Annotated in this window: 15 protein-coding genes; 10 read left to right on the top strand and 5 right to left on the bottom strand. The window is 39.1% G+C overall.

Translation table 11 applies throughout. From position 1 onward, the window contains the following. The first annotated feature begins 118 nt into the window (after positions 1-118). The 3 genes from AC1TO5_RS10775 (at position 119) to trhA (ending at position 1,971) form a co-directional block, all read left to right on the top strand. On the top strand, positions 119-316 hold the full coding sequence (locus AC1TO5_RS10775; RefSeq protein ID WP_482062805.1) for a hypothetical protein: 198 nt from the start codon (positions 119-121) through the stop codon (positions 314-316). 212 nt (positions 317-528) lie between these two features. Next, positions 529-1,224, top strand: coding sequence for a hypothetical protein (locus AC1TO5_RS10770; RefSeq protein WP_482062804.1), 696 nt, complete (start codon positions 529-531; stop codon positions 1,222-1,224). Positions 1,225-1,326: 102 nt separating this feature from the next. Beyond that, positions 1,327-1,971, top strand: coding sequence for a PAQR family membrane homeostasis protein TrhA (gene trhA / locus AC1TO5_RS10765; RefSeq protein WP_482062803.1), 645 nt, complete (start codon positions 1,327-1,329; stop codon positions 1,969-1,971). Here the strand turns inward: trhA and AC1TO5_RS10760 are convergent. Continuing rightward, positions 1,968-2,786 (bottom strand): lipase family protein, encoded by an 819-nt coding sequence (locus AC1TO5_RS10760; protein WP_482062802.1) that lies wholly within the window; start codon positions 2,784-2,786, stop codon positions 1,968-1,970. The genes trhA and AC1TO5_RS10760 overlap by 4 nt on opposite strands. Before the next feature lie 181 nt (positions 2,787-2,967). Between AC1TO5_RS10760 and AC1TO5_RS10755 the strand changes: the two genes are divergently transcribed. Beyond that, positions 2,968-3,939: a Gfo/Idh/MocA family protein gene (locus AC1TO5_RS10755; RefSeq protein WP_482062801.1), complete on the top strand. Its 972-nt coding sequence runs from the start codon at positions 2,968-2,970 to the stop codon at positions 3,937-3,939. A gap of 110 nt (positions 3,940-4,049) precedes the next feature. On the opposite strand, the gene AC1TO5_RS10750 is transcribed toward AC1TO5_RS10755, so the two are convergent. Further along, positions 4,050-5,219 carry a magnesium transporter CorA family protein gene (locus tag AC1TO5_RS10750; RefSeq protein WP_482062800.1) on the bottom strand — a complete coding sequence of 390 codons (1,170 nt, stop codon included), beginning with the start codon at positions 5,217-5,219 and terminating at the stop codon, positions 4,050-4,052. A gap of 769 nt (positions 5,220-5,988) precedes the next feature. Here AC1TO5_RS10750 and AC1TO5_RS10745 point away from each other — a divergent pair. After that, entirely contained in the window at positions 5,989-6,501 is a 513-nt protein-coding gene (locus AC1TO5_RS10745; protein ID WP_482062799.1) for a hypothetical protein, read from the top strand. A 362-nt stretch (positions 6,502-6,863) separates the two neighbouring features. On the opposite strand, the gene AC1TO5_RS10740 is transcribed toward AC1TO5_RS10745, so the two are convergent. Together AC1TO5_RS10740 and AC1TO5_RS10735 are read right to left on the bottom strand one after the other, a co-directional pair. Beyond that, a complete protein-coding gene (locus AC1TO5_RS10740) occupies positions 6,864-8,093 on the bottom strand; it encodes an NAD(P)/FAD-dependent oxidoreductase (RefSeq protein ID WP_482062798.1) in 1,230 nt (409 codons plus the stop codon). Positions 8,094-8,122: 29 nt separating this feature from the next. Beyond that, positions 8,123-9,043 carry an AraC family ligand binding domain-containing protein gene (locus tag AC1TO5_RS10735; RefSeq protein ID WP_482062797.1) on the bottom strand — a complete coding sequence of 307 codons (921 nt, stop codon included), beginning with the start codon at positions 9,041-9,043 and terminating at the stop codon, positions 8,123-8,125. A gap of 163 nt (positions 9,044-9,206) precedes the next feature. On the opposite strand from AC1TO5_RS10735, the gene AC1TO5_RS10730 reads away from it, so the two are divergent. From AC1TO5_RS10730 to AC1TO5_RS10715, 4 genes are all read left to right on the top strand, one after another. Then, positions 9,207-10,376: a galactokinase gene (locus tag AC1TO5_RS10730; protein WP_482062796.1), complete on the top strand. Its 1,170-nt coding sequence runs from the start codon at positions 9,207-9,209 to the stop codon at positions 10,374-10,376. A 372-nt stretch (positions 10,377-10,748) separates the two neighbouring features. Continuing rightward, the gene (gene galE / locus AC1TO5_RS10725; RefSeq protein ID WP_482062795.1) at positions 10,749-11,735 is read left to right on the top strand and encodes a UDP-glucose 4-epimerase GalE; all 987 of its coding nucleotides are present in this window, start codon (positions 10,749-10,751) and stop codon (positions 11,733-11,735) included. A gap of 30 nt (positions 11,736-11,765) precedes the next feature. Next, positions 11,766-13,346 carry a UDP-glucose--hexose-1-phosphate uridylyltransferase gene (locus AC1TO5_RS10720; RefSeq protein WP_482062794.1) on the top strand — a complete coding sequence of 527 codons (1,581 nt, stop codon included), beginning with the start codon at positions 11,766-11,768 and terminating at the stop codon, positions 13,344-13,346. Between the two features lie 219 nt (positions 13,347-13,565). Next, complete coding sequence (locus AC1TO5_RS10715) at positions 13,566-14,000, top strand: hypothetical protein (RefSeq protein ID WP_482062793.1); 435 nt, start codon at positions 13,566-13,568, stop codon at positions 13,998-14,000. A gap of 66 nt (positions 14,001-14,066) precedes the next feature. Here the strand turns inward: AC1TO5_RS10715 and AC1TO5_RS10710 are convergent, their stop codons facing one another. After that, positions 14,067-14,291 (bottom strand): DUF1128 family protein, encoded by a 225-nt coding sequence (locus AC1TO5_RS10710; protein ID WP_482062792.1) that lies wholly within the window; start codon positions 14,289-14,291, stop codon positions 14,067-14,069. Positions 14,292-14,442: 151 nt separating this feature from the next. On the opposite strand from AC1TO5_RS10710, the gene yyaC reads away from it, so the two are divergent. Further along, positions 14,443-14,991: a spore protease YyaC gene (yyaC, locus tag AC1TO5_RS10705; protein ID WP_482062791.1), complete on the top strand. Its 549-nt coding sequence runs from the start codon at positions 14,443-14,445 to the stop codon at positions 14,989-14,991. The last annotated feature ends 3 nt before the right edge of the window (positions 14,992-14,994 follow it).

Here is a 14,994-nt window from a genome sequence, read left to right as displayed (position 1 = left end):
TTGCATATACTAAACGAGTGTGTTATGCTTCTGCGATAGTTGAAGGATATGCTATCATTAAGGTGCCAATCTGTAGTAAAATATAATTAAATGTAACTCTAAAGGTAGGTGGACATATATGTCTAATGAAAACTCACAACAGCCAGAAGTTGAAGCAAAACAGCTTTCGCAAGCTGATCGTGCAAAACAGCTTCTTGCAGCTCGTAAGCAACAGCAAGGTGGGCCTGGCAAACTAGATTTGTCAACTGGTACGAAAAAATTAACTAGCCAAAATACAAAAAAAGTTAACAATCAACGAAAAAAAATGGGAGTTTAATGTTTGCTATCCATTTTCAATGTATTTTGTAAGGTTTAATGATTACGGGATGCCACAAAAAGTCATGATCTTAGATCATGGCTTTTTGTGTTTCGATATCCGCTCTAATTAATGATGAAATTGCTAACAAATGGTTGAATGAAAAACTTGCTCTCCTAGCATAATGTAAGGAAGAGAATGAATTGATGAGCATACTAACGGAGGGTTTACTTATGCAAGCTAGTCAGTCACTTAAAATTTTTTTACTAGCTGGTGTCAAGACAACACCGTCTGCCTTTCATGCACTTGAACAAGCATTAGTTCACCATTTGCATCAGAAGGGCATTACACCAGATATTGAATTGTTGTTTCCATATGGTGAGGCAGAGCGCAGTTTAATGCGTCAGTTGTATGAAGTACGTGCTGATCTTTCAAGAAGGGCAAAGCTTGCGGGTTATGGGGGGAGGAAGGTATGGGAGCGTATTAGCTCATACGGTACGGTTCCAAAGCTATTGTTCATCGGTCATAGTGGCGGTGGAGTCGCCGCATATCAGATCGCAAGAAAGCTTCATGAGGATCAACTGCCGATTAATGCTAAAGTTGTACAAATAGGATCGCCGAAAACGAAAATTATTCCGCAGCTGAAGGAGCGGGTTGGTTATATACATTCCATTGATAATAATGGAAAAGTGAAAGATCCGATAAGCCGTCTAGGAAGCTGGGGCGGTTGGAGTTCCTTTACTCCAAAGCGACCGTTACTACATTGGGATTCGCAAAAATATGCTCCTGGATTTATTGAAGGTATTCATACGATAGGTGGACATGCGGATTATTTTCGGAAAAGTGAACAGTTTAGTGATGAACAGCGTGCGTGTAATTTAGATAAGACCATGACTAGCCTTGATGCTTACTTGAAGGAATGGCTGTAATCCGATACACTTAATAAGTATTGGATACTAGCTCATGATTTCCGTTATCCATCTCATTATTGAGAAAAATAACGAAAACTATGACGCGTTAGGGGTGGGAAATTGGCTAACACGCATACCTATTCAAAAGGTGAGGAAATTGCTAATGCAATAACTCACGGAATTGGTGCTTTATTAAGTATTGCAGCATTAGTGTTACTCATTGTTTTTGCTACTTTGAAGGGAACGGCTTTACATGTAGTCAGCTTTACGATTTACGGTTCATCGATGCTGTTATTATATGTCGCATCAACGTTAGTACACAGCTTTCCTGAAGGAAAAGCAAAAAGAGTGTTTGAATCATTAGATCATTCATGCATATATATTTTCATTGCGGGTACGTATACTCCGATCTTATTTCATACTGTTCAAGGTACGTTAGGTTGGGTTCTCTTTGGGATTGTATGGGGAATTACGGTTATAGGTATCGTGTTCAAATCAATGTTCGCTAATCGATTCTTATTCACATCGACTATTCTTTATATAGTAATGGGTTGGTGTATCGTATTTGCTTGGAAGCCGCTAACTACAAATTTATCAGCTGAAGGGGTAACATTACTAGTCGTAGGTGGTATTTTATACACGGTAGGTACTGTATTTTACATGTGGCGTAGCTTCCCTTATCATCACGCAGTATGGCATCTATTTGTTCTTGCGGGTTCGATCTTCCTTTTCTTTGCCATCTTCCTCTACATTTTACCTGCTTAAGTTACTTCGACATTAGGACAGAAACCTAATGGTGAGGCACAAATAGCTGAAGCGATTTGTGGCATATCCTCTGATAGGTTATGGAAATAACTGGATAGTATATGATTGGATGAAACAGAGCCATGTCGGAATGAGCGTTGTACTTCACCTTTCACATGCAGATAGAAATAAGTTTCATCGGTTTGAGGTGAATGGTAAACTAATGTTGGTAAATGTGGGACGATATCGAATTTGTTCTGTATTCTCCAATGAGTAGGGACGGTAGCGTTGTAGGCTTTCACAAAGGTAGGATCACCTACACGCGGCGCACCAAAGGTGTATACAATTGGAGCATTGAAGCCAGAGTTGGTAGCAATATCGATGGCTGCTAAAGTGGCTAGCGCTCCTCCTAGGCTATGCCCAGTAATGAACAAAGGTAAGTCAGGCTGAAGTAATGATAAAAAATGGAATATTTGCTCGCGTAGAGCTAAGTAAATGTCGGTAAATCCTTTATGGGTATTACCGACATTTTTTGTTGGGGTAAACTCCATTTGCTGAGCTTTAAAATCATGAACCCAGTCAACGGAAGTACTCGTACCACGAAATGCTAAGATGGAGTACCGATTAGAGTTAATAATAAAACCATAGCGATCATTATCAATTCCCATAGTAGACGTAGTAATTGCTCCAACGAGCTTATAATCATCTGGTATAATAAACAGTCCTGTTTCTTTATTGGTAAATTGTACATGTGTTTGTCCGCAAATTGCTGCAAGAAATAAAGCACTAGGTAGATCAGGTTCTTGTACTTGCGCTTGTAGCTGTAGATTAGTCATAGTTATTACCTCCGTCTCTAATGGAGTAAGTATTCTCTATACTATGTCAGCAGATAGCGATGGGTAACTGCACTGTTTAACATTTGCACAACATTCAAATACAGTTATAATGAAAGCGTAGACAGTCATTATAATCTCGTCATAAAAGGTCGTTCAAAAAAATATTCAGGGGGAATGGGATATGTCATTAAAAGTTGGTCTGATCGGCACTGGTTGGTTTGCTGATACACATGCGAAATTAATAGCTGCACAGGAAGATGTACAGCTAACAGCAATAGTGGGTAGTTCGCAACAGAAAGCGGATGAATTTGCTAGTCGCTTTAACGGTGCGAAAGGATTTCAAAATGTTGATGATATGCTTGACGCTGAAAAATTAGATGCAGTATACATATGCACACCACCTTTTGCACACGGACATATCGAAGAAGCATTAATTGAGCGATCCATTCCATTTCTAATAGAGAAGCCACTCTCCAGCGAAGCAGATCTTCCTGCACAATTACTACAGAAGATTGAAGCCAAGCAATTAATTACATCAGTTGGCTATCACTTTAGATATATGGATAGCGCAGACAAAGCGCGGCAATTACTTGCTGATCGTAATATTGCAATGTCGCTAGGCTATTGGATGGGTGGAGCACCAGGTGGCACATGGTGGCGTAGACAAGAGCGTTCAGGCGGTCAATTCGTCGAACAAACAACGCATATTGTTGACTTGCTTCGCTATCTAGTTGGTGAAGTGACGGAAGTATATGCAGCATATAGCGAGGGAATATTAACTAAGCAAGACGCGAACGCGAATGTAGCCGATGCCGGCACAGTAACGTTGAAGCTAGACAATGGTAACATTGCGACGATTAGTAATACATGTGTTATTCCTACTGGCTATGCTAGTGGGCTTCATATTTATACAGATGCGGGTAAATTAGAGATTGGACATGGTGGCTTAAAGGACATAACGACCGCTTCAACGATCGATTACCACAACCAAAGTAATGCTTATGAGAATGAAACAAAAGCATTTTTACATGCTGTACGAACAGGTGATACATCGCTTATTCGATCTACGTATGAGGATGCACATCGTACTCATCTAGTAACAATGGCTGCCAATGAATCTGCGGCTACTGGTCAAGTGATCAAATTACTCTAGGTTATGCTAGTGCTTTTCCACGAACGATTCGTCCTTAGCGTGTAGCGTTGCTGAAATTCAAAATAAGGGAGGTTCACGTCATTATGATGGCGTAAACTTCCCTTATTTCATTACCGAAGTTTCCTTGATGGCAGTGGCTCATCATTGGCATATTCGGTCAATACGGCTTTTGATTTTTCGGATGGTGTTACTTTTTTGTTGCGCAATTTACGAGAAGGAAGCTGAGTTCCTTTTTCTAATTCTAACGGTTTAAGTATATTTAAGCTTAATTTAGCCAAAGATTTATGTTTTTTTCGATGCATAAGGATATCACCTGTCCAGCCCTGTCTCCACAATAGAAAATAAATAAAGCTGGTGACGAGCATAATTGCGCCTAATGTATATATAAAACCAAGCGGATCGTCTTTGAATGGTAGCGTTATGAAATTACTACCCCAAATAGCACCAAATAAAGTAATAGGCAAACAAATAACAGTGAAAATCGTTAATATTCGAATAATTTCATTACCACGAAAATTAGATAATGCATCATCTACCGAAATCAATGTATCAATTTCCATTGCGTAATGATTCAATAAATTATCAATACGATCAAATCGATGCTGCATCCGGACGTAGCTAGTGGAAGCTGTAAGTATCTCTAGAAAAGCTTCTTTCGCCAGCCCTTCTATTTCACGAACAGGTAAATACAAATGACTGAAATGAAGCAGTTCATATCTTCGTTCAATAATATCATCTAGCAAGTCTTTACGATTACGTTCACGCATATCCGCTTCTAATTGACCTAATCGTTCTTCAAACTGATCTAAGCCAGTATCTAAGCTCTCGAGTAAAATGCCGATCATACAAAAGAATGCTTCGGGAGCACTATGACATTGTTCATAGAGGGATACATGATCTAGATTTTGTAATCGCAGCGGAATTCTCGTATCTGTTTGCATCGTAAATAATTTATTAGATGAGAACCAGAAGTGGAAAGGAGTAGTATCTTTCGAGTCCTCAGATAATTGAATAAGAATAGTACCTTGAACGATGACTCCATGTTGTTCAACATGCTGCAACACGATATTGTTAGTGGTACGATCATAACTTGATTCGATCCACTGAGATACCTCTGGATATGTTTGCATCAGTTCATATTTTTCATTAGAAAAGCGCTTATTATTGTGATGTATATTAGATTGAAATTTAGGACGAGGCTCATGAATTACTGGTTTGTGTTGAAGCTGCAGAACATTCCATTCCCAGCCCATCATATAACGAAGATTTCGATGGATCAAATGATCTGCCTCCTCCTTAAACTTTTTATATATTTCTTTCGATATAACCTCCTGAAATAAAAAGTAGCATCGAAAGCATGTGCTTGTATAGATATTCTCTACAGTACATCATAACGTAATGATAAGTGCTATACAACCTAATCGCACAAAATATACATTCTTAGAACAAATCTCTAATATTTCGACATTATGAGTGATTATTCCCTGTTTGGGCAATATTAAATGATATGGATGATTGCTCAAACTAGTAGATATACTGATTGCGCAGCATTAGCGCTCCATAGTACGCGAACTAGCGGACACATAGTACGCTAATTAGCTTAAAACCAACACTTTAGGATGTAAGAGGACACACGATACGCTATTGATCGAATTACGCTGAAAAATCACTAGTGAACGAGTAAATAAGGTCATCTGAGTCCGCGAAAACTCAAAATAAGCAGAAAACGCAGCAATAACGTCCTTACAGTCCGCTAGTATAACGGTTTGGCTGCAATGAGTGGTATAAGCTTAACACAGAATGCAAAGTTGGTTCAGGAAGTTAACACAAGGTTGGGTATATGCATTCGAAGCAACTTTTTGTTCGCATAGAAGTTGTATAAGAGAGTTAACAAAAAGTTTGAGTATATGCTTCGAAGCGACTTTTTGTTCACATAGAAGTTGCTCAAGGAAGCTAACAAAAAGTTTTAGGATATGCTTCCGAAGTAACTTTTTATATGCATAGAAGTTGTATAAGGAAGTTAATAAAAAGTTTTAGGAGGCTGCTTTTATGATCAGCAAAGTATTATTGTTTGAAAGTCAACATGAGGTAGCAGAGGCGCTTCAAACATTAGAAGCCAATGGATTTACGAAGGATCGAATGAAAATTGTTGCTTCGGATTTGGAGCATAGCAAATTACTTAATGCAGAAACCACGATTCATATAGATCTACTCTCAGAAATTGCTTCTGCTAACTCTAATGGTGGCATAGATAATGAAAATATATTTATTACTCCATTCTTCGTGTCTCAAGCTACGATGCAAATTCCGATTAATGGGATGCCTGGTGTAATTGTCGGTGAAGCGAATGAACAACATGGTATGGAGGCGCTTCGAGCATACGGTCTCAATGACGGTGTAGCAAGTACTTGCTTACAGGCATTGCGTCATGGACAGTTATTACTATGTATTACCGACGATGCAATCGGAGGCTCATTGTTTGATAGCTTGTATATGTCCAATTCTGAAGATAATGACTGGCTTCCCGACACCAAAGCAGTTCAAATATTGGATAATATATAATGAAACGAAACCCGGCAACATGTACGGTACGAGTGCACGATCATAAGCTATGAAATACGATCACAACGATGAAACGAAACCCAGCAACGTGTACGGTACGAGTACACGAGCGGACAATGTTTAGCACGAAGCTTCCAATAAAGGTTCAAAAAGTGGGCTTTCGCAAGCCGAGAAGATGGAGCGCTACTTGAGAAAGACGGAAGCGCAAATGTACGTTATTGGTACATGCGAACCTACAATGTTTCTGCAAGAAACATACATCGGAAGCTTATGCTTAACTTTCCAAGTTCGCTTCATCTTCGATGTCGAATATGCTACGTTAGCACACTCATCGTTATCAAAGCCCGCTTTTTGAACTACCCCTAGCGGTCAAGCTTGACGATTTCGGCTAGATCATTCATATCCCCCGAACCAGAGATAATATTCGTTAATAATTCAGCACCAAGCATACTAGATACAGTGCCGTTACCGCCATAACCAAGAATATACATAATATGTTCATCAGCAGGGTCTACACCGAGATAGGGAAGCTGATCTGCCGTTTCCGCAAAGGTTGCGTTCCAACTATAATCAATCTGGAGATCATACTCAGGAAAAAGTTTGCGTAATTCTGCTAACAATGTATTGTTATGAGCATCAACTGATGCATTATTATGATTTGGAGTCTGGATATTTTCATCAAGTCCACCGACAATAATTCTTGAATCAATCGTCGTTCGCAAATATAAATAGGGACGGGCAGTTTCCCAAAGCATATAATTTTCATACCAGCTTGTTAGATCGTTCACAGGATTTGTAACAATAACATAAGAACGGTTAAGGGCAGAATGAAAGAACTGTTGATGAAGTTGCCCAGGCTGATAGCCAATGGCATAGACAATATATTCACATTCAACATTGTGAATGTTATTGACGGTAACTCGATAATTCCCGTTAGATAATCGCTCATGATCACTTACTAACGATTTTTCATACAAGTGACAGCCTTGTTCTGCTAAGTATTGTGCAAGACTTAATATAAACAGATGAGGATTGACTTCGGCATCACCATGTGTAATTAATGCAGTACCTTTTGAAAAGGGGAAATGCTGCTCGATTTGTTGTCTACCCCATAATTCACAAGGCAAATCCAAGCTTAGCAAAGCTTCATATTCTTGCTGAAGCTTAATAATATCCTCCTCGTCAGTACAGTATTGCATACTCGTTCGAGGACGGAAATGAGCATCGCCCACTTGTTTTTGTAGAGTAGAGGCGATACGCTTGAGCCAGTCTAATGCCAGGTAACAGTAGCGATAGTAAATATCTGCTTTCTCACGACCGATCGTACTTCTTAATTCGCTTAACATAATATCATTACAATATTGCAATAAGCCAGTACTAGCCAAGGAACTACCTTCTGCGATTTGATCGCCTTCAAGTAAGACGAAATCAATACCTTGTTCTTGAAGCGTGTAGGCCATTAATAATCCAGACATTCCGCCACCGACAATAAGTACTTTTGTTGTTAAAGATTGTTCTAATGTAGGCCAGTGGGATGGCATGGTATCAAATGTATTCCAATAAAAATCTCCTGTATGAAGCTCTTTCATCATATTCACCTCTGAGCTTAGTATATCCATTATTACATTTGATCTAATACTCGTTTGCGATATGAAGTAGGAGATTGTTGGTAACGCTTTTTGAATTGTTTAGAAAAATAAAGCGCATCTTGAATGCCAACGGAAGCAGATACTTGTTCGATCGTTAGTTCATGTCGTTCCCTAAGTAAACGCTTAGCATTATCTAATCGTAACTGTAACAAAAAAGTGCTAGGAGTAACTCCGATTTTTTGTTTGAATATACGGGAAAGATAAGCACGATTATAACCGAGTGCTTCTGCCATATGTTCGATAGAGACAGGGTGTGTATACTGAGTTGTCAAATAATGCACAATCTGATTATGCAGCTGATATTCATTAATTTGTTGTCGATGTAATCCATGATCAGATGGCTGCTGAGCTCTTCCATATTCGGTCATGATCATATGTAGTAATCCCGAGGCGTATATCGATGAAGTAGAGTGGCTATAACGGAATGCCTCTAAAATATCTTGATAGTAGGAACCGACCGGTTCAACTGGAACATTATTCATTACTTCACAACCAGAGGTGAAACCAGCTATTGTTACGAGTTGTTCTGCTTGCTCGCCTCGAAAAGCGACCCAGCGATAGTGCCAAGGATTATTATTATCGGATTCATAGGAAATTAATTCATTAGGTCGAATAAGAAAGGTATCACCTGCATTTAATTCGTAACGCTTATGCTCTGTAATAAAGCTTCCGCTACCTGAAAGAATGACATGCATAAGATAAAAGTCATATACTTTCGGACCAAGTCGATGGTTCGGTTTCGTATAGCTTTCACCTGCAAACAACACATGAAGCCATTGCTGATTAGGTTCAGTCATATCAGGATTCGAAGCTACACGATACGATTCTTTTGTGCTTTCATCGTCTGCATAATGTTGATTCGGCTTCAGAAGCTCATGAGAGGACTTTTCCATTAGATCACCTCTCCTTTCTTGTCTACATATTATCATGAAATGTGTAGTAAAGTCACATTAATCCATATAGACTTCACTTGCCACCATTTTGTTAGTACTTAAACTACTATATACTGAATGCAATATCACTTAACAAATTTGATGAAAAAGGAATGTGATAACAATGGCAAATATTCAAGAACTAAAAGAACAATTTGTACAACGCTTCGGAACCTCTAATGAAGAAATTAAAGTATTCCATGCTCCAGGTCGCGTTAACTTAATTGGTGAACATACAGATTACAATGGCGGTTATGTTTTCCCAGCTGCCCTAACTTTCGGAACAACATTAATTGTACGTAAACGTGCAGATAAAGGATTAGGTCTTGCATCTACAAACTTCGCAGACACGAAAGTATTGAGTGTAGACGAGGTTGTCTATGATGAAGCGGACGATTGGATGAACTATCCAAAAGGGATCGTTAACGAAATTTTGCAAACCGGAGTTGTTTTCAGTTCCGGTTATGATCTTCTATTCCATGGTGAAATTCCTAATGGTGCTGGACTTTCTTCTTCTGCTTCGATTGAAGTAGTCACAGCATTTGCTTTACTTACATTAGAAAATCAACCAGTAGACACTGTGAAAATTGCGTTAATGGCTCAAAAATCGGAAAATGAGTTTAATGGCGTACAATGCGGAATTATGGATCAATTTGCTGTAGCTAATGGTAAAAAAGATCATGCCATTCTACTTATGTGCGATACGCTTGAATATGATCTAGTACCTTTTAACTCTGGTGATTATAAATTAGTTATCGGTAACACCAACAAACGCCGTGGATTAGTTGACTCTGCGTACAATGAGCGCCGTGCACAATGTGAGCAGGCAGTCCAAGATTTACGTGCTGACCACCCAGCGTTAACATTACTTGGTCAACTCAATATAGAGCAATTCAATGCATCTAAGCATCTAATTAAAGACGAAGTTGTACTGAAGCGTGCACAGCATGTTGTTGAAGAGATTGATCGTGTACTGCAATCGATGACGGCATTAAAAGCGAATGATCTTGTGCAATTTGGCCAATTAATGAATGGTTCGCATGATTCACTTCGTGATCTATATGAAGTAACAGGTTCTGAGTTAGATGCGATGGTTGCAGCAGCTCGCAGGGTTCCAGGCGTATTAGGTGCACGTATGACGGGAGCAGGCTTTGGAGGATGTACAGTTTCTCTTGTTCATCAGGATTCTATTGAGCAATTCAAAGAGCAAGTAGCTACTGCATATACAGCTGAAACGGGACTTGTGGCTGAGTTCTATGTGTGCACAATAGGCAACGGCGTAGAGCAGTTGTAGAGGAAATTCAAAAAGCGGACTTTGATAACGATGTGATACAGGAAGCATATTCGACATCGCATCTGAAACGAACTTGGAAAGTACTAGCGTAAGCTTCCGATGTATGTTTCTTGCAGAAACATTGTAGGATCGCGTGTACCAACCACGTACACTTGCGCTTCCGCCTTTCTCAAGTAACGTTTCACCTGCTCGATTCTGAAAGCCCACTTTTTGAACCTTCATTGGAAGTTAGTTCAAAAGCGAACCTAGATAACGATGTTATCGCAGTTCTGGAATTAATCAGTATACAAAAATGATTTATGCTTCCGATGTACTTTTTGTTAGCTAAGAAGTATATCAGGAAGTAAACAAAAAGTCTTAGGAGATGATCATATGGCAGTTCTAGTAACAGGTGGCGCGGGATATATTGGGTCTCATACGGTTGCGGCTTTGCATGAGCGTGGAGAAGAAATCATTATTCTTGATAATTTACAACAAGGTCATAAAGAGGCGCTTCTAGGCGGTAAGCTTTATGTTGGCGATCTTCGTGATAATGATATTCTCGATAAAGTGTTTACTGAAAACGAAATTGATGCGGTTATTCACTTCGCAGCTAACTCTCTAGTTGGTGAGAGTATGAAAAATCCGGGTAAATATTATAACAACAACGTATTTGGAACACTTTGCTTGCTTGAAAAGATGAAAGAATACAATGTTAAGAAAATCGTATTCTCTTCTACTGCGGCAACTTATGGCGAGCCTGAAAGTGTACCTATCGATGAATACGATCGTACAACACCAACGAATGCTTATGGTGAAACAAAGCTAGCTATGGAAAAAATGATGAAATGGTTTGATGTTGCTTACGGTGTTAAGTACATTTCACTTCGTTACTTTAACGCTGCTGGTGCACATGATAGCGGAAAAATTGGTGAAGCACATGATCCTGAAACTCATCTTATTCCAATCGTATTGGAAGCAGCTTTAGGTAAAAGACCGCATATCTCTGTATTCGGGGATGACTATGCGACAGAAGATGGTACATGTATTCGTGACTACATTCACGTAAGTGATCTTGCTGATGCACATTTGCGTGCAGTTGATGCATTGCGTAAAGGTTCAGACAGCGCTGTATATAATCTTGGAAGCAGCCATGGCTTCTCAGTGAAAGAAGTTATCGATATTGCTCGTGAAGTAACCGGTCGTGAAATTCCAGTTGTAATGGAACAACGTCGTGCAGGTGATCCGGCCGTTCTAGTCGCTTCATCAACTCGTGCACGTGAAGAGCTTGGCTGGAGTCCTGACCGTAGTAATTTGAAGGATATTATCGCAAGCGCTTGGAGCTGGCATGTTAACCATCCAAACGGGTATAACGAGTAACATTATTGCACAGCAGGAAGGAGTATCTTTATGACTACACAAACTACTACAACCGCAGAGCAAGCATTATTACAAATTGAACGTCTTGTACAATTTGCGGATCAGCAGCAGATGATTCAAACAGCAGATATCGATTACGCAAGAAATGCATTATTAGATCTTTTCAAATTCGATGAGCCGTACGAGGGTGAAGTGCCTTCAGAGCAATTAGCATCTCCCGTCGAGATACTAGAAAGCTTACTTGATTATGGATTTGAGATTGGATTAATTCCTGAAGGGACATTAACGTATCGTGATTTGCTTGATGCGAAAATAATGGGCTTATTGATGCCTCGTCCTTCAGAGTTGATTGCTATTTTCAATAAGCTTGTTCAGGAAAAAGGGATTTCAGCAGCAACGGATATGTTCTATAAATTGAGTATTGATAGTAATTATATCCGCATGGATCGTATCGCAAAAAATCCAAGTTGGTTGCATGCTACTAATTATGGCGATCTTCAAATTACTGTTAATTTATCCAAACCAGAAAAAGATCCTAAGGAAATTGCTTTGTTGAAAACATTACCTTCCGCAAAGTATCCGAAATGTTTATTATGTGCAGAAAACGTCAACTACGCAGGTCGGGTGAATCATCCAGCGAGACAAAACCTAAGAACGATTCCGATTGTGCTTCAAAACGAACAATGGCATATACAGTATTCTCCATATGTGTACTACAATGAACACAGTATTGTATTTAAAGGTGTACATGAGCCGATGGTTGTTTCGCATAGCTCAATGGCGCGCTTGCTTGATTTTGTAGAACAATATCCACATTACTTTATCGGATCAAATGCAGATCTTCCGATCGTTGGTGGTTCCATTCTATCGCATGATCATTTCCAAGCAGGTAAACATGTTTTCCCAATGGAAACAGCACCAATAGAATCAAGCTTCACATCTGAGCAGTATCCGAGTGTGAAACTAGGTATTGTACAATGGCCAATGTCAGTCATTCGTCTGCAAAGTAGTTCTAAAGAAGAAGTGAAACAGCTAGCTGCTTCTATTCTTGACCAATGGAAAGCATACAGCGATGCATCTGCAGACATTTTTGCTTTTACGGAAGAGAAAGATGGCAAGCTTACACCTCATAATACAATAACACCAATCGCTAGATTGCTGGATAATGGTGATTTCGAGCTTGATCTTGTACTTCGTAATAATCGTACAAGCAAGCAGTACCCAGATGGTATTTTCCATCCACATCAACATTTACATCATATTAAAAAAGAAAATATTGGCTTAATTGAAGTGATGGGGCTTGCCGTATTGCCTGGTCGCTTGAAGGCAGAACTGTCTCAAATTGCTGATCTATTGAGTAATGATGACGCTGCAGCTATTCAAGCAACAGCAGAGGCGACTCATCCGCTTCATAATCATTCGCATTGGATTGTTGAACTAGCGGAGCAGCATGGTACTAGCTTGTCTGCGCAAGAGGCTAATACGCTTGTACAATCGCAAACTGGTGGGAAATTCCTTGAAGTATTGCATGATGCAGGAGTATATAAACGTACAGAAGCTGGCCAAACAGCATTTAAAGCATTTATTAAGTCGTTGGGCTTTCAACAATAATATGTTTAAGTGATGAATTATTAGAAAAATCCTATTTGTTTCTAACAAATAGGATTTTTTTGTTGTAATTATATAAGGGGTATGGTATTTTTTATGTAATTATGAAATTTCATAGTGATTTATTATACAATTGTCTAAGCTAGTGCTTTCGATGTTACTTTTATTGATAAGAAGTCGCATCCAATGAAGAACATACAAGTTTAGGATGGAGGGGTTGTAATGGCTGAAAAGATGTTACCACTGGATGAATTTCTGAAGCTTGACTCTGATGATCAAGTTGAGAAGTTAAAACGTTGGAAAATGGATTACACGCTCAAAGATATTCGTGAAACGTGGAATTTTAAACATTCTGCACAGTATTATATGCTACTGAAGAAATTGCGTATCTATGAGCGCGTTGTGAATAAGTCTGATAAGTTTTATCCACAACCTGATAATCAGCGACTAGGTACAGATGGCATCTGGAGAAATTACGGAGGTAATAGCTTCAATACACCAGGAGATCATTTTAACTTCCATCTCAATACGAAACTTTCAGGGACAGAACTAGCAGATAAGCTAGAAAGAATTGCTTTTTTCTTACGCGGTGAAGCGAAGGAAGTCGATGTAAAATTCTCCGTTGTTGTTACAGAACAAGGAAATTCTGGAGATTAGTATATTGTACATGTCTACTATAAAAACTGCCTCCGATGACGATGACATCGGAGGCAGTTTTTCGTATTAGTTACGTAGTTTCCCTAATTCTGAGACAATCGCTTCTACTTCACTAATACTGAATTTATCTTTGGAAGTAATCACTTCATATATGTCCTTAATATCTTCATATTTATTCAAGTTATAACTTGAAGCTTGCATCGCCGCAGCAGATGCCATTTTTAATTTGGATTTAATTTCTTCGATCATAATAACCATATTTTCCATTGATGCTTGTTGTAAATCTGCCAATCTAAACACCCCTTCAAGTTTTCAGTTATCACTTATTGTAACATGATTTGCTATATGAAGCTTAACAAATTGAACTGCCTTAGAAAATTCGCTACAATAGCAGTATGCACTGGGGAGCGAATAAAGTAGTTATTATAGAGAGGACATTGTAATGCAACAATTCATGGAGCAACTTTTGACCGAGCCGATTGCGATAGAGCAGGATATCTATGTTAAGGTAATGCAGGATCTCGAGCCTATTCATAGTAAAGGCTTAAGGAAAGAGGATGTTGTATTTGTATGTATTGGTACAGATCGCTCAACTGGAGATGCTTTTGGGCCACTTATGGGCACGGTATTACAACAATTAGCATTTCCACATGTAATCGGCACATTAGCTAAGCCATGTGATGCATATAAAGTAGAACAAGCCGTACAACAGCTTCCATCACATAAATTAATTATTGCCATCGATGCTTGTCTTGGTAATGAGAAAACAGTAGGTACCTTTATTATTAGAGAAGGTTCCCTTCAACCAGGAGCAGCAACGGGAAGAAGATTACCACCAGTTGGGCACTATAGTATTGCAGCAATTATTAATGAAAATGGACCAAAAGCCTATTGGAAAATTCAAAATACGTCGCTGTATACTGTACTAGGCATGGTTGCTACATTGCGACAAGCAGTGATCGATACTTGGGCATTGGATAAGGAGATATAGCAT

This window comes from Paenibacillus sp. Y930 (assembly GCF_056786375.1).
This window is presented reverse-complemented; position numbering and strand designations above follow the sequence as displayed.